At 71.9% G+C, this 21,301-nt stretch carries 22 protein-coding genes; 17 read left to right on the top strand and 5 right to left on the bottom strand.

What is annotated here, in order from left to right; translation table 11 throughout:
- Positions 1–23: 23 nt before the first annotated feature.
- Entirely contained in the window at positions 24–1,199 is a 1,176-nt protein-coding gene (locus ACIPKM_RS01740; protein ID WP_402736036.1) for an ROK family protein, read from the bottom strand.
- A 133-nt stretch (positions 1,200–1,332) separates the two neighbouring features.
- On the opposite strand from ACIPKM_RS01740, the gene ACIPKM_RS01735 reads away from it, so the two are divergent.
- The 6 genes from ACIPKM_RS01735 (at position 1,333) to ACIPKM_RS01710 (ending at position 8,514) form a co-directional block, all read left to right on the top strand.
- On the top strand, positions 1,333–2,631 hold the full coding sequence (locus tag ACIPKM_RS01735) for an extracellular solute-binding protein (RefSeq protein ID WP_309886280.1): 1,299 nt from the start codon (positions 1,333–1,335) through the stop codon (positions 2,629–2,631).
- A 10-nt stretch (positions 2,632–2,641) separates the two neighbouring features.
- Positions 2,642–3,610: a carbohydrate ABC transporter permease gene (locus tag ACIPKM_RS01730; RefSeq protein ID WP_402736035.1), complete on the top strand. Its 969-nt coding sequence runs from the start codon at positions 2,642–2,644 to the stop codon at positions 3,608–3,610.
- Positions 3,610–4,515 (top strand): carbohydrate ABC transporter permease, encoded by a 906-nt coding sequence (locus ACIPKM_RS01725; protein WP_070418228.1) that lies wholly within the window; start codon positions 3,610–3,612, stop codon positions 4,513–4,515. The genes ACIPKM_RS01730 and ACIPKM_RS01725 overlap by 1 nt, the downstream gene beginning before the upstream one ends.
- A gap of 36 nt (positions 4,516–4,551) precedes the next feature.
- Positions 4,552–6,222 carry a glycoside hydrolase family 13 protein gene (locus ACIPKM_RS01720; protein ID WP_092386155.1) on the top strand — a complete coding sequence of 557 codons (1,671 nt, stop codon included), beginning with the start codon at positions 4,552–4,554 and terminating at the stop codon, positions 6,220–6,222.
- A gap of 127 nt (positions 6,223–6,349) precedes the next feature.
- Positions 6,350–7,297: an ABC transporter ATP-binding protein gene (locus ACIPKM_RS01715; RefSeq protein WP_070418226.1), complete on the top strand. Its 948-nt coding sequence runs from the start codon at positions 6,350–6,352 to the stop codon at positions 7,295–7,297.
- Entirely contained in the window at positions 7,294–8,514 is a 1,221-nt protein-coding gene (locus tag ACIPKM_RS01710) for an ABC transporter permease (protein ID WP_402736034.1), read from the top strand. The genes ACIPKM_RS01715 and ACIPKM_RS01710 overlap by 4 nt, the downstream gene beginning before the upstream one ends.
- A 22-nt stretch (positions 8,515–8,536) precedes the next feature.
- On the opposite strand, the gene ACIPKM_RS01705 is transcribed toward ACIPKM_RS01710, so the two are convergent.
- Both ACIPKM_RS01705 and pnuC read right to left on the bottom strand, forming a co-directional pair.
- Positions 8,537–9,169 (bottom strand): TetR/AcrR family transcriptional regulator, encoded by a 633-nt coding sequence (locus tag ACIPKM_RS01705; RefSeq protein WP_070418224.1) that lies wholly within the window; start codon positions 9,167–9,169, stop codon positions 8,537–8,539.
- Positions 9,170–9,225: 56 nt separating this feature from the next.
- On the bottom strand, positions 9,226–9,891 hold the full coding sequence (gene pnuC, locus ACIPKM_RS01700; protein ID WP_070418223.1) for a nicotinamide riboside transporter PnuC: 666 nt from the start codon (positions 9,889–9,891) through the stop codon (positions 9,226–9,228).
- 345 nt (positions 9,892–10,236) lie between these two features.
- Here pnuC and ACIPKM_RS01695 point away from each other — a divergent pair, with 345 nt between their 5' ends.
- From ACIPKM_RS01695 to ACIPKM_RS01675, 5 genes are all read left to right on the top strand, one after another.
- Entirely contained in the window at positions 10,237–10,791 is a 555-nt protein-coding gene (locus ACIPKM_RS01695; RefSeq protein WP_070419449.1) for an alternate-type signal peptide domain-containing protein, read from the top strand.
- A 135-nt stretch (positions 10,792–10,926) separates the two neighbouring features.
- Positions 10,927–11,523, top strand: coding sequence for a TasA family protein (locus ACIPKM_RS01690; protein ID WP_071302732.1), 597 nt, complete (start codon positions 10,927–10,929; stop codon positions 11,521–11,523).
- A complete protein-coding gene (locus tag ACIPKM_RS01685; protein ID WP_071295597.1) occupies positions 11,520–12,413 on the top strand; it encodes a hypothetical protein in 894 nt (297 codons plus the stop codon). Before ACIPKM_RS01690 ends, ACIPKM_RS01685 begins: the two co-directional genes overlap by 4 nt.
- Positions 12,410–13,054 (top strand): signal peptidase I, encoded by a 645-nt coding sequence (locus ACIPKM_RS01680; RefSeq protein WP_092386607.1) that lies wholly within the window; start codon positions 12,410–12,412, stop codon positions 13,052–13,054. Before ACIPKM_RS01685 ends, ACIPKM_RS01680 begins: the two co-directional genes overlap by 4 nt.
- A 1-nt stretch (position 13,055) precedes the next feature.
- Entirely contained in the window at positions 13,056–13,583 is a 528-nt protein-coding gene (locus ACIPKM_RS01675; protein WP_402736033.1) for a hypothetical protein, read from the top strand.
- Positions 13,584–13,779: 196 nt separating this feature from the next.
- Here the strand turns inward: ACIPKM_RS01675 and ACIPKM_RS01670 are convergent, their stop codons facing one another.
- Positions 13,780–14,649 carry an SDR family oxidoreductase gene (locus ACIPKM_RS01670; RefSeq protein ID WP_402736032.1) on the bottom strand — a complete coding sequence of 290 codons (870 nt, stop codon included), beginning with the start codon at positions 14,647–14,649 and terminating at the stop codon, positions 13,780–13,782.
- 164 nt (positions 14,650–14,813) lie between these two features.
- Between ACIPKM_RS01670 and ACIPKM_RS01665 the strand changes: the two genes are divergently transcribed.
- The gene (locus ACIPKM_RS01665) at positions 14,814–16,337 is read left to right on the top strand and encodes a cryptochrome/photolyase family protein (RefSeq protein ID WP_402736031.1); all 1,524 of its coding nucleotides are present in this window, start codon (positions 14,814–14,816) and stop codon (positions 16,335–16,337) included.
- Between the two features lie 51 nt (positions 16,338–16,388).
- Here ACIPKM_RS01665 and ACIPKM_RS01660 read toward each other — a convergent pair whose 3' ends face one another.
- A complete protein-coding gene (locus ACIPKM_RS01660) occupies positions 16,389–17,318 on the bottom strand; it encodes an NADP-dependent oxidoreductase (RefSeq protein ID WP_402736030.1) in 930 nt (309 codons plus the stop codon).
- 90 nt (positions 17,319–17,408) lie between these two features.
- On the opposite strand from ACIPKM_RS01660, the gene ACIPKM_RS01655 reads away from it, so the two are divergent.
- From ACIPKM_RS01655 to ACIPKM_RS01635, 5 genes are all read left to right on the top strand, one after another.
- Positions 17,409–17,903 carry a MarR family winged helix-turn-helix transcriptional regulator gene (locus tag ACIPKM_RS01655; protein ID WP_402736029.1) on the top strand — a complete coding sequence of 165 codons (495 nt, stop codon included), beginning with the start codon at positions 17,409–17,411 and terminating at the stop codon, positions 17,901–17,903.
- A 119-nt stretch (positions 17,904–18,022) separates the two neighbouring features.
- Complete coding sequence (locus ACIPKM_RS01650) at positions 18,023–19,342, top strand: GNAT family N-acetyltransferase (protein ID WP_402736028.1); 1,320 nt, start codon at positions 18,023–18,025, stop codon at positions 19,340–19,342.
- Positions 19,342–19,797, top strand: coding sequence for a DUF2087 domain-containing protein (locus tag ACIPKM_RS01645; RefSeq protein WP_402736027.1), 456 nt, complete (start codon positions 19,342–19,344; stop codon positions 19,795–19,797). The genes ACIPKM_RS01650 and ACIPKM_RS01645 overlap by 1 nt, the downstream gene beginning before the upstream one ends.
- Positions 19,798–19,970: 173 nt before the next feature.
- Positions 19,971–20,930, top strand: coding sequence for a prenyltransferase/squalene oxidase repeat-containing protein (locus tag ACIPKM_RS01640; RefSeq protein ID WP_402736026.1), 960 nt, complete (start codon positions 19,971–19,973; stop codon positions 20,928–20,930).
- 99 nt (positions 20,931–21,029) lie between these two features.
- Positions 21,030–21,278 carry a hypothetical protein gene (locus ACIPKM_RS01635; RefSeq protein WP_402736025.1) on the top strand — a complete coding sequence of 83 codons (249 nt, stop codon included), beginning with the start codon at positions 21,030–21,032 and terminating at the stop codon, positions 21,276–21,278.
- The last annotated feature ends 23 nt before the right edge of the window (positions 21,279–21,301 follow it).

Genomic DNA, 21,301 nt, shown 5'->3' with positions numbered 1-21,301 from the left:
CAGTGTCCGGACCGGTCCGATCGTCACAGTGCGGGGACAGCCGGGCGTGTCGTGAGGGCGAAGGACAACGGCGCCGCCCGGACCGCGTCGACCGCGTGCGCGACCGCACCGAGCACGACGACGTCGGCGCCCAGCGTCGACGCGACGATCTCGGGGACCGGGTCGAACCCCGCGCCGTCGAGCCAGGCCCGGGCCCGGTCGATCACGGCACCGGCGGGCTCGGCGATGGCCCCCGCGACGACCACGCGGTCGATGTCGAGCAGGCTGACGAGCAGGACGCAGACGCGGGCCAACCGGTCCCCCAGGCGGTCGACGATGCCGAGGGCGACCGGGTCGCCGTCGTGCGCCGCGCGGAACAGAACGGAGGCGTCGGCGTCCGCGGCGAGGGGGCTGTCCGGCGGGACGTCTCCCGCGGCGAGCGCTTCGGCGACGAGCCGGCGGGCGGTGGCACCGATGCCGTCGGACGACCCGACGCCCTCGACGAGGTCGAGCACGCGCATCTCCCCCGCGCCGCCGTGGGCACCCCGGAGCAGGACCCCGTCGACGACGAGTCCGCTGCCGAACCGCTCGCCGGAGAGCAGGGCTGCGAACGAGGCGTCGCCCGAGGAGGGCCGTTCGGCGAGCGCGGCGAGGTTGGCGTCGTTCTCGACCACGACCCGGTGCCCCGGGACGGCGTCGGCGAAGCCCGGGTTCATCCGGTCCCAGAACCCGCCGTCGCCGGGCGACGCGCCGCCGGCGTCCACGGGCGCGGGGATGCCGACGACGGAGACGAGCACCCGCAGCGGGTCGACCCCGGCGTCGAGCAGTGCGGCGGCGACGGTCTCGCCGACGACCCCGAGCCGGACCGGGACGTCGAGACCGGAGTCGCCGAGGGCCCCCTCGGCACGGCCGAGCACGGTGCCGCGCAGATCGGCGACGAGCACGGTCACCCGGTGCTGCCCGGCGTCGATGCCGACGACCACGCCGCCGGCGGTGTCGAGCTCGTACCGGCGCGCCGGTCGGCCGATGCGGTACTCCCCCGCGGCCCGGGCGTCGTCGAGTTCGCGGACCCAACCGAGGCGGACGAGCTCCTCGCACGCGGCGAGGACGGTAGAACGGGTCAGGCGGGTCGTGTCGATCGCCTCGGTCGCGGTGAACGCGCGCACGGAGAAGGCGTACGCGAGCAGCGTCTCTGCGCTCGTTCCACGGGGCGGCGGCATGCCCGCACACTACCGCGGAAACAGTTCCTTGCAGAATTAGATTTTGTCGCTAGATTTAGTTCTGCGGGCGGCAGTGGAGCCGGACCGCGAACCGGAACGGCAGGGACGCCGGGTCCGGACGGACGGAGACGACGTGCAGACACACGCCACCACCAGGAACGCCGCCGCGCTCAGCCGCCGCGGGTTCCTGCTCGGGGCGGGCGGCATCGGAGCGGGCCTGGCCCTCGCCGGGTGCGCCCCGCTCGGTTCCTCGAGCAGCCGCCCCGAGACGATCACGTTCTACGTGTCGAAGCCCGAGGTCATCGGCTACTTCGACGAGGTCATCGCGAAGTTCCACGACAGCCAGTCGAGGATCCGCGTCATCCGCGACTCGACGTCCAACATGTCCGCCAACTTCGTCCGGAACCGACCGCCGGACCTCGGCTGCCTGAACTACAACTACGCGATGGTCTCGTTCGTCGAGCACGGCGCCCTCTCCGACCTGTCGGACCTGCCGGAGAAGGACACGATCAACCCCGACCTGTGGCCGCTCATGAAGCAGACCGCGGACTACCCGGGTCGGACGAGCGTGCTGCCGTACTCGGTGACCGCGGCGTCGGTGATCTACAACAAGCAGATCTTCGCCGACCAGGGCATCGACGTGCCGACCACGTGGAGCGAGTTCCGCGACGTCTGCGAACGACTCACCAAGGCCGGCATCACGCCGATGTACGGCACCTACAAGGACAACTGGACGATCGCCCAGGGCATGTTCGACTACTCGGTGGGCGGGATGCTCGACCTGCAGCAGACCTTTGCGGCACTCGACCGCGAGGGCACGAAGGTGGGCAAGAGCTCGAGCGTCTCGTTCGAGAAGGACTTCGCCGCCCCCGTCGACCGCATGGTGGACCTCCTGCAGTGGCACCAGAAGGGCGCGGCGAGCCGCGGGTACGGCGACGGCAACCTCGCGTTCGCGCAGGGGAAGGCCGCGATGTACCTGCAGGGGCCGTGGGCGCTCGGTGAGATCGCGAAGTCGAACAAGGACATCGACCTCGGCACGTTCCCGTTCCCGGCGACCGACGACGCCGCCGACAACAAGGTGCGCGTGAACGTCGACCTCGGCCTCTGGATCCCGGAGGCGTCCCGCAAGAAGGAGGCGGCGCGCGAGTTCCTATCGTTCCTGATGAGCCCCGCCGTGAACGACAAGTACAACGCCGACAACAACGGTTTCGGCGTCCGGAAGGACTCGCCACCCGCATCGAACCCCGCGCTCCGCGGCATGCAGGACTCGTACGACCAGGCGAAGTTCTCCCTGGGCGCCTCGCAGCTCATCCCCGCCGAGATCCCGGTGGCGAACTACCTGCAGTCCATCGCCTTCGGCGGTGCCCCCGCTCCCCAACTCCGCACCCTCGACGGCGACTGGGCGCGTCTCGCGCTCCGTACGGCCGCGTAAGGAGACGACCTTGGCCACCACGACCACAGAATCCGTCACGACGGCGGGCAGCCGCCGACGGGGCGGAGCCGCACCGCGCCTCCAGTCCGGACGACGGGGCGGAGCCGGACTGCGCACGAAGCGCAGCCGGACCGACCCGCTCTTCCTGGTCTTCCTGATCCCCACCCTCCTGCTCTTCACCCTGGCGATCACGCTCCCCGCCGTGATGGGCATCGTGCTGAGCTTCACCGACTCCGTCGGCTTCGGCGACTTCCGGTTCATCGGCCTGACGAACTACGTCGCCGTGTTCAGCGACCCGGCGATCCTGCAGGCGTACCTGTTCACGATCGGGTTCTCGCTCGTCACGGTCCTCGTCGTGAACGCGGTCGCGTTCCTGCTCGCCATCGCCCTGACCTCGAAGATCCGCGGCAAGATCACCCTCCGAGCCGTGTTCGTGCTGCCGATGGTGATCTCGGGCATCGTCATCGCCTACGTGTTCTCGTTCCTGTTCGCGAACAGCCTGCCGGCGCTCGCGACCACGCTCGGCTTCGCGCCGCTCGAGCAGAGCATCCTCGCGAACCCGGACCTGGCCTGGGTCGCGATCGTGGTCGTCACCGCGTGGCAGGCGATCCCGTCGACACTGCTCATCTACATCGCCGGCGTGCTCTCGATCCCGGCCGAGGTGTACGAGGCGTCGGCGCTCGACGGCGCGAGCGCCTGGCGGCAGCTCGTGTCGATCACGGCACCGCTCACGGCGGGCTACATCCTCATCAACCTCGTGATCGGGTTCAAGAACTTCCTGAACTCGTACGACATCATCGTCGGTCTCACCGACGGCGGCCCCGGCACCTCGACCACCAGCGTGGCGATGTCGATCTTCAAGGGCTTCAACGGCGGCGACTACGCCTACCAGATGGCGAACGCCACGATCTTCTTCGTCATCGCGGTCGTCATCGCCGTGATCCAGCTGCGGGCGACCCGCGGGAAGGCAGCGCTCTGATGACCATCCAGGCACCCCTCCAGCCGGGGACCACCGCGACCGGCACCATCCGCTCCGTCGACGCCGATCGGAACGCCGGCCGTCGTGGCGAGCGCTTCAACTGGCCGGTCACGGTCGTCCTCGTCCTCTGCACCCTGTCCGTCCTCGTCCCGCTGTACGTGACGATCACGATGGCGTTCAAGACGACGAGCCAGGCGGTCGACGGCAACGCGTTCTCCCTCCCGGCGCCGTTCAGCGTCGACGGCTTCGTGCAGGCCTGGCAGCTGACGGACTTCCCGCGCGCGTTCGGCGTCTCGGTGCTCGTCGCCGCGATCACCGTCGTCGGCACGATCCTGCTCGCCTCGTTCACGGCGTACGCGATCGCCCGGAACTGGGACCGCAGGCTCTTCCGCTGGTCGTTCTTCTACCTGCTCGCCGCGATGTTCCTGCCGTTCCCGGTGCTCGCCCTGTCGCAGGTGAAGCTCACCGGCCTGGCGCACCTCGACAACCCGTTCGGCGTCGCGATCCTGCACGTCATGTTCCAGCTGTCGTTCAGCGTGCTGCTCTTCACCGCGTTCCTGCGGTCGATCCCGGCCGAACTGGAGGAGAGTGCCCGCATCGACGGTGCGAGCACGGGGCAGGTGTTCTGGCGACTCGTGTTCCCGCTGCTGGCACCGATGAGCGCCACCGTCGGCATCTTCGCGTTCCTCGCGTCCTGGAACGACTTCGTGATGCCGTCGCTGATCACCTCGAACCCGGCGCTGCAGACCCTGCCGGTGCTGCAGCAGATGTTCCAGACGCAGTTCAGCAACAACTACAACGTGTCGTTCGCCTCGTACCTGATGGCGATGGCGCCGGCGATCATCGTCTACCTGTTCACGCAGCGCTGGGTGATGGCCGGGGTCACGCAGGGCGCGATCAAGTGACGACCACCGACTCCGCAACCGAGAGGACCCCCCACCATGACCGACGTCGTCGAGACCGCCGCCGCACCCGCGACCGAGGACGGGAGCAGCACCTGGTGGCGCCAGGCCAGCGTCTACCAGATCTACCCGCGGTCCTTCGCCGACGCGAACGGCGACGGCATCGGCGACCTGCCCGGTGTCACCGCGAAGGTGCCGTACCTGGCGTCCCTCGGGATCGAGGCCGTCTGGCTCAGCCCGTTCTACCCGTCCGCCCTCGCCGACGGCGGCTACGACGTGGACGACTACCGTGACGTCGACCCGCGCCTCGGCACGCTCGAGGACTTCGACGAGATGGTCGCGGCGCTGCACGGTGCCGGGATCCGCGTGATCGTCGACGTCGTCCCGAACCACACGAGCGACCGGCACGAGTGGTTCCGCGAGGCGCTCGCAGCGGAGAAGGGCTCCCCCGCCCGCGACCGGTACGTCTTCCGTGACGGGTCCGGTCCCGACGGGGCGGAAGCGCCCGCCGACTGGGTGTCGATCTTCGGCGGCCCGGCCTGGACCGCGGTCGGTGACGGCCAGTGGTACCTGCACAACTTCGCGAAGGAACAGCCCGACCTCAACTGGGCGAACCGCGAGGTCCGCGACGACTTCCTGCACACCCTCCGCTTCTGGTCCGACCGCGGTGTGGACGGGTTCCGCATCGACGTCGCGCACGGCCTGGCGAAGGACCTGCCGTCGGGACCGCTCCCGACGTGGGCCGAGGTCCTCGCGTCGCCGAAGGACGGCTCGCACATCCTCTGGGACCGCGACGACGTCCACGAGATCTACGCCGAGTGGCGGAAGGTCTTCGACGAGTACACGCCCGCACGCACGGCCGTCGCCGAGGCGTGGGTCGCCGCCGATCGCCGCGCCCGGTACGCCAGCGCCGAGGGGCTCGGGCAGGCGTTCAACTTCGACCTGCTCGAGGCCGACTTCGACGCCGGGCAGTTCCGGAGCATCATCGAGTTCAACCTCGGGCTCGCCGAGGAGTCCGGCTCGTCGACCACGTGGGTCTTCTCGAACCACGACGTCGTCCGGCACGCCACCCGCTACGCCCTGCCGGCACGCAACGGCGCCGAGGAGAAGCAGGGCAGCGCCTGGCTGCTCGCCGGCGGCTCGCAGGACGCGCTCGACCGCTCGCTCGGGCTCCGCCGTGCCACCGCGGCGACGCTGCTCGAACTCGCGCTGCCCGGCTCGGCCTACCTCTACCAGGGCGAGGAGCTCGGCCTGCAGGAGGTCGGCGACATCCCCGAAGCCGACCGCCAGGACCCGGCGTTCTTCCGGAACCCGGGCGTCGACGTCGGCCGTGACGGCTGCCGCGTGCCGCTCCCCTGGACCCGGAACGGCAGGAGCTTCGGGTTCGGCGACGGCGGTGCGCACCTGCCGCAGCCGGCATGGTTCGCCGATGTGTCGGTCGAGGCCGAGGACGCCGACCCCGACTCGACGCTGAACCTGTACCGGAAGGCGCTCGGCCTGCGCGGCCAGCTGCAGTCCGAGGAACACCTCGAGTGGCTCGAGACCGGCCGCGACGACGTGCTCGCGTTCCGTCGGCCGAACGGCTGGACGAGCGTGACGGTGTTCGGCGACGAGCCGTACGACCTCCCCGCAGGCGAGCTGCTGCTCGCCTCCGCGCCGGTGGCAGACGGCGCACTGTCGGGTGTGGGGACGGCCTGGTTGCGTTCCTGACGGAAGGTGCGCGTCGTGGACGCGACCAGGTGACGGACGAGAGGCGCGGTGCGGGCAGGCACCGCGCCTCCAGTCCGTCAGGCGGTCACGCCCGAGCGCCGTCAGGCGCTGCCGGTAGGGTCGCGGCATGAGCGGGGCGACCATCAGCGTGCAGGACTTCGTGATGCGGTTCGGGGACCGGAACGTGGTCGACGGGCTGTCGTTCGACATCGCCCCCGGCGAGACCTTCGGCCTGCTCGGCAGCAACGGCTCGGGCAAGACCACGACCATCCGTGCGCTGCTCGGCATCACCACCCCGACCGCCGGCACCCTCACGATCGACGGGCAGCCCTACCGACCGGCCACCGGCGGGATCGGCTACCTGCCCGAGGAACGCGGCCTGTACCGCAAGGAGTCGGTCATCGACGTGATGACGTACTTCGGGCGGCTCCGCGGCCTGCGCGGGCCCGAGGCGACGGCGTGGAGCATGGACTACCTCGCCCGCGTCGGCCTGGCGGACCGGGCGAAGCTCCGGGTGGACAAGCTCTCCGGCGGCCAGCAGCAGAAGGTCCAGCTCGGCATCACGATCATGGACCGGCCCCGCCTGCTCATCCTCGACGAGCCGACGAAGGGCCTCGACCCGGTCAACCGTCGGTTGCTGCTCGACCTCGTCGACGAGCGGAAGGCCGACGGTGCCACGGTCGTCCTCGTCACCCACCACATGGACGAGGTCGAGCGCCTCTGCGACCGCATCCTGCTCCTGAAGGACGGCACCGCGGCCGCGTACGGCACCATCCCGGACGTGCAGGACGCCTTCGGCGGCGCGGTCGCCCGGGTCGGCCTCGACGGGCCGGTGCCGCCGTCGCCGCTGTACCGCCTCGCCCGGCACGAGGGGCACGTCGCCTACCTCGTGCCGATGCCCGCGGCCGCGGCCGACGGGTCGGACATCCTCGCGTCGCTCGTCTCGGCCGGCGTGCACGTCACCGGGTTCGAGATGCGGCGCATCCCGCTCGACGAGATCTTCGTCCAGGTGTACGGCCACGACGCCGGAGCCGACGCGGCCGCCGACACCGCACGGGCCGGAGCCGCCGCGTGAGCCGCCTCGGGACCGTCATCCGGTTCGAGTTCGTGCGTGCGGTGAAGAAGCCCGCGTTCTGGATCGGCACGCTGGCGCTGCCGGTCGTCATCGTCGTGGTGTCGCTCCTCGTCGGGGTCGGGCAGTCCGCCGGGACCGACTCGGTGGTGTCGAGCTCGTCCGCGACGAAGACGCCCTTCCGGTACGTGGACGACTCCGGCCTGGTGTCCGAGAGCATCGCCGCGAAGTGGGGCGGGTCGCCGTCGACCGACCCCGCCGCCGACCGGGCCGCGGTGCGCTCCGGGACCCTCGACGCGTTCATCACCTTCCCCGAGTCGCCGTCGACGTCGCCGATCCGGGTCGAGGCGGCCGACCGCGGGCTCTTCGGGAACGGCGGGTACTCCTCGCTGGCGGAGCGGGTCCTCGAGCAGAGCGTCGCCGCGACCGTCGACGACCCGGAGTCCGTCGAACTCCTCCGGAACCCGCCGGACACCGACCTGACGACCTACGCGGACGGCCGGGTGGCGCCGGGCTGGTTGTCGATCGTGCCGCCGTTCCTCTACGTCGCCGCGTTCTTCGGGCTCGTCATCCTGCTCGCCACCCGCATGGTCACGGTGGTGGTCGAGGAGAAGGAGAACCGCATCTCCGAGATGATCCTCACGACCGTCACGGCCGGCGACCTCATCCGCGGCAAGGTCATCGCGATGCTGCTCGTCGGGTTCGTCCAGGTCGGGGTGTTCGTCGTCCCGGGGCTGATCGGGCTGCTCGCCGCGCTCCCCCTCGTGGCGTCACGGCTGGGCGGGCTGACCATCGACCCCTGGCGGATGGTGGTCGGTGCGCTGCTCCTCGTCGGCGGGGTCCTGCTGGCGTCGGCGCTGTTCGTCGCGGTCGGGGCCGCTGTGCCCTCGATCAAGGACGCCTCGGCGCTGCAGTCGGTGGCGATCTTCTCGCTGATCATCCCGCTCTACGCGGCGTTCTTCGTGATGACGACGCCGACCTCACCGGTGGCGTCGTTCTTCACGTACTTCCCGACGTTCACACCGATCACCGCGATGGTCCGGAACGCGGTCGGGTCGCTCACCGTCACCGAGTCGGTGGTCTGCATCGTCGAGGTGTTCGTGGTCGCGGCCGTGCTGCTGTGGTTCGCCGAGTACCTGTTCCGGCACTCCGTCGCGCAGTACGGCTCGAAGGTGACGCTCCGGCAGATCGTGTCGTGGCGGCGTCGGTCGCGGGCCTGACCGGCCTGACCGGCCCGACGGGCTAGCTGGTGAGGACGACCTCGTCGAGGTCCCACGCCCGCACCTCGCGTTCGCGCCACCCCTGACGGAGGGTGCGGACGGCACGGTCGAACTCCACGAGCACGTCGATGTGCGGGCGCACGAGCATCTGGATCTGCAGCCCCTCGTACACCGCGAGCAGCTGCGTCGCGGCCTGGTACGCGGGGATCGCCAGGCGCTCGGACCCGGACTCGACGTCGCGCTCGAGCCCGGACGAGAGCTGCTCGGCGTACTCCTCGAAGCGCTTGCGGAAGAGCTCGGCGAAGCCGGTGTCGGCCGCCGCGATCGTGATGGCGCCGGCGAGCACCCGCACGAGGCCGGGGTCGGCGACGTCCTCGGCGAGGGTCATCCGGACGTGCTCGATCGTGCACGTCGGCGGGTTCCTCCGACGCGTCCCGCGCAGCTGCGTCCACCGGTCGTAGGTCACGAGCAGCAGCGCGTCCCACGTCGGGAAGAGCCGCTCCACCGTGGTCACCTCGATGCCGGCGACCTCGGCGACCACCTCGGCGTCGACGCTGTCGAACGGGTGCAGTCGGTAGGCGCGGATCGCGGCGCGGACGATCCGTTCGGCCAGGGACTGTTCGTCCTCGAAGGCCGCGTCGTGGTGGTGTGCCATCCGACCATCACACACTGTTCCCGAGGGTTTGTCTCGTCCCAGAGCGGGGGCCTCGGTCAGCCGACCGTGACCGGGGCCGCCGAGGGCTTCGTGCGCTGGCGCATCCAGACGAAGAACCCGGTCAGGGTGAAGACGCCGTAGAACACGTACATGAGCCCGGAGGCGTAGTACCCGGCCGAGAACAGGAGCGGCACACCGACGAGGTCGACCGCGACCCAGATCAGCCAGAACTCCACCCAGCCCTTGGCCATGCCGTAGGTCGCGAGCAGCGAGCCGACGAAGATCCAGGCGTCGCTCCACACCGGCTCGTACGAGCCGAGGGCGCGGAACACCGGGGTCAGGACGGCGGTGCCGCCCACCATGACGAGGACCATCAGTCCACGAGCCTTCCAGGAGGCCCAGCGCGGCTCGATCACGGTCGTCGCGTCGTCGGGACGGTGCGTCCAGCGGTACCAGCCGTAGACGCTCACGATGATGAACATCACCTGGCGTCCGGCCTGACCGAGCAGGTTCACCGGGTTGGGGGTGTCGAAGAGCGCTCCCATGAAGACCGTGAAGAGCAGGGCGTTGCCGACGATGCCGACCGGCCAGGCCCACACCTTGCGGCGCATCCCACCGAGGGCGCTGAGCAGGCCGAACACGTTGCCGATCACCTCGCGCCAGAGCACGGTCTGGTCGCCGATGACGAGCTGCGCGTCGAACAGCCACCGCACGATGCCCATGGGCCCTCCTCGTTTCCGGACGGTGCAACGGTACGGGGGCGGTCGGCATTCCTTGCACGACCGAGACCGATCGGGGTACAAACCGTGTCGGCACTCTCGGGGACGAAAATGACCCCTGTACTGGGTCCATTCAGACGCATGTTCCCACTTGTCCGCACTTTGGGGGACCGGTAGCGTCGACACCAGAGCGAGTCCAGCCCGCCCGAGACGTATCACGTCGCGGAGCCCGGCGACAGCTCTCCGGCACAGGTCAGCCGCGACCCGCACGAACCACGGGTCGATGACATCGTCCCGTCGGCACTGCCGATGGTCGCAGCGCGCCCGAACGCGCAGAACGGACCCCCCATGCACAAGATCGTGACCGGTGCCATCGCCGGCGCCGCCGGTGTCGCCCTCCTCCTCGGCGGCGCGGGCACCTTCGCCCTGTGGAACGCCAGCGCCAGCACCGCGGCCTCCTCGGTGAGCTCGGGATCGCTGACCCTCAGCGCGAACAACGACGGCGTCTGGACGGACATCACGAACGGCCGCTCCGCGACGATCAACCCGGCGAGCGCCCTCATGGTGCCGGGCAACTCGTACCAGTTCACGCAGACCCTGACGATCGGTGCCACCGGCCAGGACCTCAAGGCGAACCTGACCTACGCGAGCCAGAGCATCACCGGTGACAGCGCCCTGCTCGCCGCGACGACGAAGACCCTCGCGGTGACCTCGTCGAGCGCCTCGGTCGTGCAGTCGACCGCGAACGCGAACACCTTCGTGGTCTCCCCCTCCGCCGCGACCTCGACCGTCAAGGTCGTCTTCACGATCACCCTGCCGTCGTCGGCCACCACGGGCCAGGGCGGCACGCTCAACGTCGGCGCGCTCGCGTTCACGCTGACCCAGACCGCGATCGGTTCCTGACCCGCGGAAGCAACCCGGGCCGTGGAGCCCGTGGTCTCGATGGGTCCCTGATCCGCCGATCGCGACCACGCGCCTCCTGGCCCACCCGCACCGCCGGACGGCGGTGCACACCACCACGACGACCAGGGGACGGACATGACCAGCACACCGAGGACGAGCGGACGCCACGCGGCGCCGCGTCGTCACCGGTGGATCTGGCCCACTGCCCTCGCCCTGGTCGTCGCGGTCGTGACGGCGCTGCTCGGCACGGGCGGCACCTACGCGCTCTGGAACGGCACCGCCAGCACCTCTGCCTCGACGGTGCGGTCCGCGACCGCCACCATCACCACCGGCCCGCTCTCCGCGATGAACACGTCCGTCCTCGGTCCTGGCGGCGGCGTCACCGGCACGTTCACGGTCCGCAACACCGGCTCGATCCCGCTCACCATGCGGGTCGCCACCACCTCGACGAACGTCGCCTACGCCACGAACGCGACCCCGACTGCGGTGCTCGGTGAGCTGACCCTGCGCCTCGCGGTGGTCGGCAGCACCGCCGACTGCCGCACCGGCCTGTCCGGCGCGAGCGGACGGCTCGCCGCCTTCGACACCGGCAGCGGCTCGTTCACCCTCGCGGCCGGCGCGAGCGCGGTCGGGTGCGTCGAGATGGACCTCGACGCCGACGCACCGCAGACCGTCGCCGGGGCCGTCACCGACTTCACCCTGACCGTGACCGGGACGCAGGTCAGCGCATGAGCCGCCGACTCCGCACCGTGCTCGCCGGGCTGCTCGCGCTGGCGTTCGTCGTCGGCGGGTCGTCCGCCGCGTGGGCGCTCTGGAGCGCGACCGGGACGACCGCGTCGAGCGTGACCATCGGGAAGACCGGGGCGTCCCTGACCGGCACGAGCGACATGACGACCACGTTCTCCTCGAGCGTGACGAGCACGACGAAGCCGCTCACCCTGACCAACGCGGGGTCGCTCGCCGGCACCGCCACCACCACCGTCTCCGTCGTGTCCGGCAGCTCGACCGCCCTCGCACAGGCCGTGAGCGTCGTCGCGTGGCCCGTGACCGGGACCGCGGCCTGCACGGCGTCGACCTCGGTCGGCACCGGCTCCGTCTCCGGCACCTGGGCGTCGCTGCCGAGCCTGACCACGAAGCTCGCCGCCGGGGCGAGCGCCGTCTGGTGCACCCGCAGCACGCCGTCCTCGTCCGCGCCGGCGTCGAGCACCGCGAACGTGAACGTGAACCTCACGGTGACGGCCGGCACGTGGAGCTCGGGCGTCGTGTCCGGCGGCTTCTACCTGAACACCTCCGCCGCCACGCCCGCCCTCACGTGCACGGACCACAGCGGCAACTACGTCGAGGTCGCCTGGGCCACCTCGTCCCGTCCGAAGGACACCTGGTACGGCGCCTACGCCGGGCGCGACGCGTCCACGATGGTCGCCCCGAAGCAGCAGGACTACTACGGCCGCTTCACCATCGCGCCGAGCCAGATCCCCGCGAGCGTCGCCACGAGCGGCCCGGTGCTGATCACCGTGAAGATCCTCGACAGCGCGGGCAACCCCACGAGCACCGTGGTCGGGACCGGGCAGATCACCCTCTTCACCCAGAACGACGGGGCGGCCGTCCGGTGCGGCGCATGAGCGCGGCCACCGACGGCGCTGCCCGGCGCGCCCGGCGCCCGCCGCGCACCGGCTGGCGTGCGGTCGTCCACGCCCTCGCGCTCGGGCTGAGCACGGGGCTGCTCGTCATCGTCGCCGGGCTCGCCGTCGTGCTCATCGTCGTGCCGAAGGCGACCGGGTCCACGCCGCTCACCGTGCTCACGCAGTCGATGGACCCGACGCTGCCGCCCGGCACGCTCCTCGTCGTCCGGCCGACGCCCGTCGAGGACATCCGCATCGGCGACGTCGTGACCTACCAGATCACCTCCGGGCAGCCGGCGGTCATCAGCCACCGGGTGGTCTCGGTCGCGTCGTCGTCGGACGGGTCCCGGACGTTCACGCTCAAGGGCGACAACAACGCGCTCGCCGATCCCGCACCGGTGACGGCCGCCCAGGTGCGCGGCGTCGTCTGGTACAGCCTGCCGGACATCGGCCTGGTGAACCAGCTCGTCAACGGGTCGCGCTCGTGGCTCGTGCCCGCGATCGCCGGGGTCCTGCTGGCGTACGGCGCGGTGATGGTCACGATCGGCACCGTGTCGGCCGTGCGTCGCCGACGCGCCGCGGGCGACGCCGACGGACGGGGGCCACGCGGTCGCGGCGCCCACCGGGCTACGCTCGGGTGACGTGACGGACGGCGTGGAACGGGCGAGGGCGCTGCTCGACGGCGCCGCGCGACGGCTCCGCGACGCCGACGTCCCGGACGAGGCCCTCGGCGAGTACGTCGAGCCGAAGGCCGTGCTCGGCATCCGGCGCGAGCCCACCATCCGATCGCTCGGCCGGGTGTGGCGGGTCGGCGCGCTGCTGCTCGGGTCCTCCCCCGAGACCGACGGCCGGGTCTGGGCGACCGGACGGATCACGCGCGTCACCGAACCCGGGCGGTCGCAGTTCGTGTCCGTCTCCGCCGAGGTCCGTCGGGCCTACCGGGCAGCCGCGCAGAAGGGGCACTTCGAGCCCGGGGACACCGTGAACCACGGCGCGACGCCGATCCCGGTCGACGGGTCGCTCGTCGGCTCGGACGGCGTGCTGTTCGTCGAGGACGGGAGCTCCTTCGTCCGCTGGTCCCCCACCGCGGGTGCTGCCGTCCCGCTCGAGGCGTACCTGGCGGACCGCGTCGGGCTGCTGGTCGATCCCCCGCGCGGCGCGACCGACTGACCACAGCACGACCACGCGGCGTCACCACGCGTCCGCCCGCGCCGTCGCGGTGGATGCGACCAGTCGCGGTGGACAGCGACCCGTCGCGGTGGACAGGACCCGCCGTCGGACGGGAGGCGCGGTGCCGGCCCGCACCGCGCCTCCCGTCCGACCGTGGCCACGTCAGGACCGTGGCCGGGTCAGGACCGTGGCCACGTCACAGACTGAAGCCGCCGTCCGACGTGAGGACCTGCCCGACGACCCAACTGCCCGAGGCCGTCGCGAGCCACCCGATGAGCTCGGCCGGGTCCTGCGGCGTCCCGACACGACCGAACGGCGTGCTCGCCAGGTACTCGTCGAGGCCGTCGAGCGACCGGTCCGTGGTCTCCGGGTCCATGTAGCCCGTGTTCACCGGCCCGGGGTTGACGGTGTTCAGCACGATGCCGAGCTCGAGCAGCTCCTTCGCGACCGTGGCGGTCACCCCGGCGAGCGCGGCCTTGCTCGCGGCGTACGCGACCTCGCCGATCATCGCCCCGTGGATCTGCCCCGAGGTCATCCAGAACACGTGCCCCTCTGCCTCGGCGTACGGGCCGGTCCCCACGATCCGGTCGCCCGGCCGTCGTGGCTCGTCCGTCCGTGGTGCGCGGCGCCGGGCGAACTCGGCGGTCAGCAGCATCGTCGCGCGGGTGTTGACCTCCCAGAAGGCGGTGAGCCGCTCCGGCGTCATGTCGAGGATGCTGCCGTCGTCCCCGCTCTTGGCGTGGTTGCACACGAGGACGTCGAGGCGGCCGGTGAGCGCCGTCGCGGTGTCGATCAGCTCCGGGATCACGGAGGGATCGGACAGGTCGCCGGGGACGTCCGCGAACCGGGCGCCCTCGGTGAGGTGTGCGCGCAGTCCGTCGCGGACGGCGTCGAGGTCGTCGCCGCCCCACGGCAGGTCGAGGTCGTGCGGGCGGTGGTGGTGCACGACGATGCTCGCGCCGAGGTCGGCGAGCTTCGACGCGACGGCGAACCCGATGCCACGGCGTCGTGAGACACCGGTGACGAGGGCGGTCTTGCCGGCGAGGGGCAGGGTGGATGCGGGCATGCTGAACCTTTCGACGGCCCCGACGGGGCACTGGAGGGAGTCGGAAGCGGGTTCAGCGGCACTGCATGTCCGCCACCCTACACAGGAGGGCGCGCCCGCGGAACCGCCGTGGAGTCGGGGGACGTCCCGGGCCCGCACCCGCGTGCTCGCGTACCGTCCGCCGCATGACGGACGCGCGCACCGCCCCGGCCGACCGACGCTCCGAGCGGCGCCGGCGCCTCATCCTGCCGGGACAGTACGGCCCGGACTTCGACGACGGCGGCCCGCTCCTCGTGGTCGAGGCCCGCGAGTTCTTCACCGCGCGTCCCGTGCACCGTGCGAAGGCGCACCTGTGGCTGAGTGCGCTCCGGCACCTGGTCCGCGACCTCCGCGACCGGGGCGAGGGCGACCGCGTCGAGCACGTGCAGGTCGACACGCTCCGGCAGGCGCTGGTCGGCCGGGACGACCTCGAGGTCGTCGACCCGCCGTCGCGGACGCTCCGCGCACAGGTGCGGCACTGGGGCAGGGGCACCGAGGTGCTGCCGAGCCGCGGCTTCGTGACCGACGAGGACGAGTTCGCCGAGTGGGCCGCGCAGGGCACCGGCCGCTTCCGGATGGAGACGTTCTACGAGCGGGTCCGCCGTCGCGAGGGCTGGCTGATGCGCTCGGACGCGCCCGTCGGCGGGAAGTTCAGCCTCGACGAGCAGAACCGGGAGTCGCCGCCGAAGGGTGCGACCACGCTCGGACTCCCGGAGCCGTGGTGGCCCGAGGAGGACGAGGTCGACGAGGAGGTCCGACGTGACCTGGACCGCTGGGAGCGGGACGGCATCGCCCGCTTCGTCGGTGCGGACGACCGCCGGCGCTTCGCGGTCACGCCCGACGAGGCCCAGATCGCCCTCGACGACTTCGTGCGCACCCGGCTGAACGACTTCGGCCCGTTCGAGGACGCCACGCTCACGAACGACTGGACCATGGCGCACTCGCTGCTCAGCGTCCCGATGAACCTCGGTGTCCTCGACCCGCGCGATGCGATCGAGGCGGCACTCGTGGCCCACCGCGACGACGACGCCCCGCTCGCGAGCGTCGAGGGGTTCGTCCGGCAGATCGCCGGGTGGCGCGACTACGTCTGGCACCTCTACTGGTGGTTCGGCGACGACTACGGGGCGTCGGAGAACGCCCTCGGAGCGCACGAGCGGCTCCCCCGGTGGTGGCGGGAGCTCGACGCGTCCCGGGTCGAGGCCGCCTGCCTCGGCACCGCGATCGAGGGCCTGCACGACCACGGCTGGCTGCACCACATCCAGCGGCTCATGGTGCTCGGCAACTGGGCGCTGCAGCGCGGGTACGACCCCGTGCACCTCACCGAGTGGTTCACGGACGTGTTCGTCGACGGGACCGACTGGGTGATGCCCGCGAACATCATCGGGATGTCCCAGCACGCTGACGGCGGGATGGTCGCGACGAAGCCGTACGCGTCCGGTGGTCGGTACATCGATCGGATGTCGGACCACTGCGGCGGGTGCCGCTACGACCCGACGAAGCGGCTCGGCGAGGACGCCTGCCCGTTCACCGCCGGCTACTGGGCCTTCCTCGCGCGGACGGAGCCCGCCCTGCGGGACAACAACCGGATGGCCCGTCCGCTCCAGCAGATGCGGAAGCTGGCGGACCTCGACGAGGTGGTGGCCCAGGAGGCGCGGCGCGGCTCCCCCTGACGCGCCCGGCCCGGTGGTGGGTCACGATCCCCCCACCGGGTCGCTGGTCGCTCAGACGAGGACGACGACCTTGCCGGCGATCCGTCCGGCGGCGCCCTCGGTGTGCAGCGCCTGCAGCTCGGTCAGCGGGATGCGCCGCGTCACCTCGACCGTGAGCTCCCCGGCGTCGACGAGCCGGACGAGTTCGGCCAGCCGTTCGCGGTTCCGGAGCACGAACACCGTCGCAGCACGGACCCCGCGGGACTCGTCCCCCGGGGTCGCCATGAACGCCGTCGTGCTCACGACCGCGCCCCCGTCGCGGACGGCGGCCACGAACGAGGCGAACTGCTCCGGCTCGATCGGGGCGAGGTTGAGCAGGAGGTCGACCTGCCCGTCGACCGCCTGCAGCACGTCGGTCGTGGTGTGGTCGACGACCTGGTCGGCACCGGCGGCACGGACAGCATCGGCGCTGCGCGGGCTGGCCGTGGCGACGACCTCGACACCGGCGCGCTTCGCGAGCTGGATCGCGTACTTCCCGACCACACCGCCCGCGCCGACGACGAGCACGCGCTGCCCGGCCTCGAGCCGACCGTCGTCGAAGAGCGCCTGCCACGCCGTGAGCGCCACCGACGGCAGCGCAGCCGCGTCCGCCAGCGGGATGCTCGTCGGGGCGGCGACGAGCGCGTCCGCCGGAGCGACGACGTACTCGGCCGCTCCGCCGTCGCGTTCCATCGGCAGGAAGCCGATCACCGCGTCGCCGACCGCCAGGTCCGTGACGTCGTCCCCGAGGGACGCGACCGTGCCGGAGACGTCGTACCCGGGGACGTGGGGCAGGGCGACCGGGATGGGCAGGAAGCCGGCGCGCATGCCGTTGTCCGCCGCGTTGTACGCCGATGCCGTGACCCGGACGAGGACCTCGCCCGGGCCGGGGGTGGGCTGGTCGACGTCGCCGTAGGTGAGGACCTCGGGACCGCCGACCTCGTGGAACTGCACTGCCTTCATGATGACTCCTCCGTCATTTGCTTCGAAATCGAAGCGATTGATGGAACCGTAGCACTGCTTCGAACTCGAAGCAACAGGTAGGATCGGATCATGTCCGAAACCCCCTCGTCCCTGACGCCGACGCAGCTGCGCGCCTACCTGTCGTTCACCGAGGTCAGTGCGCTCCTGCGCCCCTCGGTCGAGCAGCAGCTCAAGGACGTGGGCGGGTTGTCGTACGTGCAGTTCCAGCTGCTGGCACGACTCGGGGACTCCCCCGACGGGCACCTGCGGATGACGGACCTCGCCGACGGGGTGGTCTACAGCCGCAGTGGGCTGACCTACCAGGCGCAGTTGCTCGAGCAGCGCGGACTCGTCACGCGCGGCCCCTCGCCGGACGACGAGCGCAGCACCGTGGTGTCGCTGACCGACGACGGGCGAGCCGTCCTCGCGGCGGTGTTCCCCGGGCACATCGGCACGGTGCACGGGCTGCTGTTCGCACCGATCACGGACGAGGACGCCGCGGAGCTCGACCGGATCCTCGGGCGGATCAGCGAGCACCTCCGGAAGAACCCGCCCCGATCGGCGTCCCGCCGCACCGCGAGGTGAGCCGACGCGCGACGGCGTGACCGACGCCCGCGGGCGGCGCGTGCCGGGGACGACCCGCGCCTCCTGGCCCGCTCGTCGCGCCTGTCGTTCCGTCACCGGACCCCGATAGGGTCGGGAACGTGAGCAACGAGGCATTCGACGACCGCTACGAGCTGCGCGCCTTCGCGCCCGGGACGGACGAGCAGGGGGCACCGAACGCCGAGACCGAGGCCTGGATGCAGGCCGTCGGACTCGGGTTCCACGAACCGCACCCCGGCGACGAGGCGGCCGCGCGCATGGTCGCGCACTTCATCGAGGACGACGAGACCTGGCTCGGCGCGTACGTCCGCCGACCCGCACCGGGCTCCGTCGACGAGACCTGGCCGGCCGGTACCTTCGCCTGGTTCGGCAAGGAGCTGAGCTGGGGCGACGGTTCGTCGATCGACACCCAGGCGATCTCCGCCGTGACCGTCCGACCGACCGAGCGCCGCCGCGGGATCCTCCGCGCGATGATGACGCACGCCCTCGCGCGCGGTGTCGCCGAGGGCTACGCCATGGCCTCGCTGACCGCGTCCGAGGGCACCATCTACCGCCGCTTCGGCTTCGGCAGCGCGATCCGCGAGCGGGCCGTCCGGGTCCGCCGCGAGCGTGCGCTCCCGCTCCTCGCACCGACCACCGGTGTCGTCAGCGTCGTCACGCCCGAGTGGCTCGCCGGCGGCCCCGGCCGTGCCGTCTTCGACCGGTTCAACGCGCGGACGCCGGGCTCCATGGTGCGCAACGCCGGCACCTGGCCCGTCGTGTTCGGGCTGCGCAACGGTGACGGTGAGAAGGCGAAGGACGTCCGCGCAGCCGTGCACCGCCCGGACGGCTCCGACGAGCTCGACGGCTACGTGACCTGGCGCGTCAAGGAGAGCCGCGACGGCGACACCACGCTCGAGGTCGTCGACCTGGTCTACGCGACCGACGACGCCTACCTGTCGCTCTGGGAGTTCCTGCTCTCGATCGACCTCAACGACGTCGTCACGTACAACCGGTCGCGGCTCGACGACCCGATCGTCGCCGCGCTCGGCGACAACCGCGCGTACGACGTCGACCACGAGGAGGACCACGTCTGGCTGCGCGTCCTCGACGTCGAGCGGGTGCTCGCGTCGCGTCCGTACGCCGTCGACGGTTCGCTGACGCTCGCCGTGACGGATGCGCTCGGGTTCGCCTCCGGCACGTACCGGCTGGACGTCCAGGAGGCGCGGGGCACCGTGACGAAGACCGCCGACGACGCCGACGCGGCCGGGTCCGACCTCCAGCTCGACGTCGCGGACCTCGGTGCGTTGCTCATCGGGTCGGTGTCGCCGACGACGCTCGCGGCGGCCGGGCTCCTCCGCGCGGCGGACCCGGCGGCGCCGGCACTCCTGCGGGCGATGCTGACCCCGCCGCGGACGCCGCACGGCATCACGTACTTCTGATGCCCCTCCGCGAGTCGGTCGCACGGGCTCGCCAGGCCGTCGCGGTGCTGGCGAGCCCGTCGCTCCGGTCCGCGATCGTCGGCGGCGCAGCCCTCGACGAGCGGACGACTGCTGCCGTCGCGGCCTTCGACTGGGTCGGCGACGACGGACCCGACACGGCGCTCCTCGGGCGGACGGCGCAGGAGCTGCAGCGGCTGCAGGGGCCGGCGGCGCTGCTCGAGTTCGACCGGATCGCCCGGATGCCGGTGCCGGACGACCAGCGCCATCCGCTCTCCGTGCGCATCGTGGAGCTCGTGTTCGAGCGGCTCGGCACGGGCAGGCCGGTCCCCGAGCCGGTGCTCAACGCCGCGATCGCCATGTTCGCCGAGGACGTCGCGATCGTGCGGCGGGACGCGGTGGACCTCGGCGTGCTCGTGCGGACGGACGACGGGGCGTCGTACCGCTCCGTCGGCTGACGCGGGGGCGCGGCGGGCCTGGCGCCCGGCGCGGCGCTGGCGCGGTTCGGCGCGGTGGCGCACAACCGAAGTGCGCGCGAACCACGGGAACGCACGGCTCCGATCGACTCCCGTTGTGCGGACCCGGCCGCGCGCAGGCGCCCGCGCGCCGTGGTCGGCGTAGTGTCCGCGCCATGGACGACACGGTGGTCGACTGGCTCCTCGACTCGGACCCGGCCCTGCGGTGGCAGGTGGAACGGGACCTCGTCGGCGCGCCGGCACCGACCTGGCAGGCCACGCGTGCCCGGGTCGCGACCGAGGGCCTCGGCGCCGCACTCCTCGCCCACCAGGACCCCGACGGACAGTGGGCAGGCGGCGCGTACTTCCCCGCCGAACCCGAGCCCGAGGGACCCGGGCAGCCGTACACCGCGACGACCTGGTCGCTCAACGCCCTGCGCGAGTGGGGCCTGGACGCCGCGGTCCTCGGCGACACCGCCGCACGACTCGACGCGAACAGCCGATGGGAGTACGACGACCTGCCGTACTGGGGCGGCGAGGTCGACTGCTGCATCAACGCCTTCACCCTCGCGAACGGCGCGTGGCTCGGCGCCGACGTCGACGGCATCGCCGACTGGGTGCTCGAACACCAGCAGCCCGACGGCGGGTGGAACTGCGAGTGGGTCGAGGGCTCCACGGTCTCGTCGTTCCACTCGACCCTCAACGTGCTCGAGGGGCTCCTGCAGCACGAGGTCCTGACCGACGGACGGCATCCCCGCGCGGCCGAGCTCCGGGACGCCCGCCACCGAGCCGCCGACTACCTCCTCGACCGACGACTGCTCCACCGGAAGTCCGACGGCGCGCTCGTCGGCCCCTGGGCCACGGAGTTCGCGTACCCGTTCCGCTGGCGGTACAGCGTGCTCCGCGCGACCGACCACCTCCGGGCCGCGGCGCTCCGGGACGAGGCGGCGCCGGACCCCCGCACCGCTGAGGCGATCGAGGTGGTCCGCGCTGCCCGTGGTGCTGACGGACGGTGGCTCCAGGGCGTCCGCCCGCCGGGCCGGCAGTGGTTCGAGGTGGACGTGCCGGCCGGCGAGCCGTCCCGCTGGCTCACGCTCGTGGGCACGCGCGTGCTGCGGTGGTGGGACGGCGACTGACGGCTCGACGGCCGCGTCCTGTTGCACGATCGAGACCGACGGGCCGCCCGGACCGTGCGAGCCTGGTCGTCACTGATGACGTCGGGGACGGAGCGGGTCGTGGAGCGAGTGGTGGGGTGGAGCACGGTCGCCGTCATCGTGGCCGTGACGGTGCTGTGGTTGGTCCTGGTCCAGGTGACCAGCTGCTCCGATGCCGCACCCGGCCAGGGCACGAGCTCCTGCGAGACCGAACCCGTGCTCGGGGTCGCCGGATCGTGGATCGCCGGGGCGGCTGGGGCCGCCGTCGTCGCCGTCGCGGTCTGGCAGGTCGTCCGGGCTGCACGGTCCGCCGAGCCGGTCGACGGCTGAGCCCGCTCGACCCGGGGTAGCGT

The sequence above is a fragment of the Curtobacterium sp. NPDC086286 genome (genome assembly GCF_044746255.1).
Taxonomy (GTDB): Bacteria; Actinomycetota; Actinomycetes; order Actinomycetales; family Microbacteriaceae; genus Curtobacterium.
Note: the sequence above shows the minus strand (reverse complement) of the source record. Positions and strands in the feature narration are given on the sequence as shown.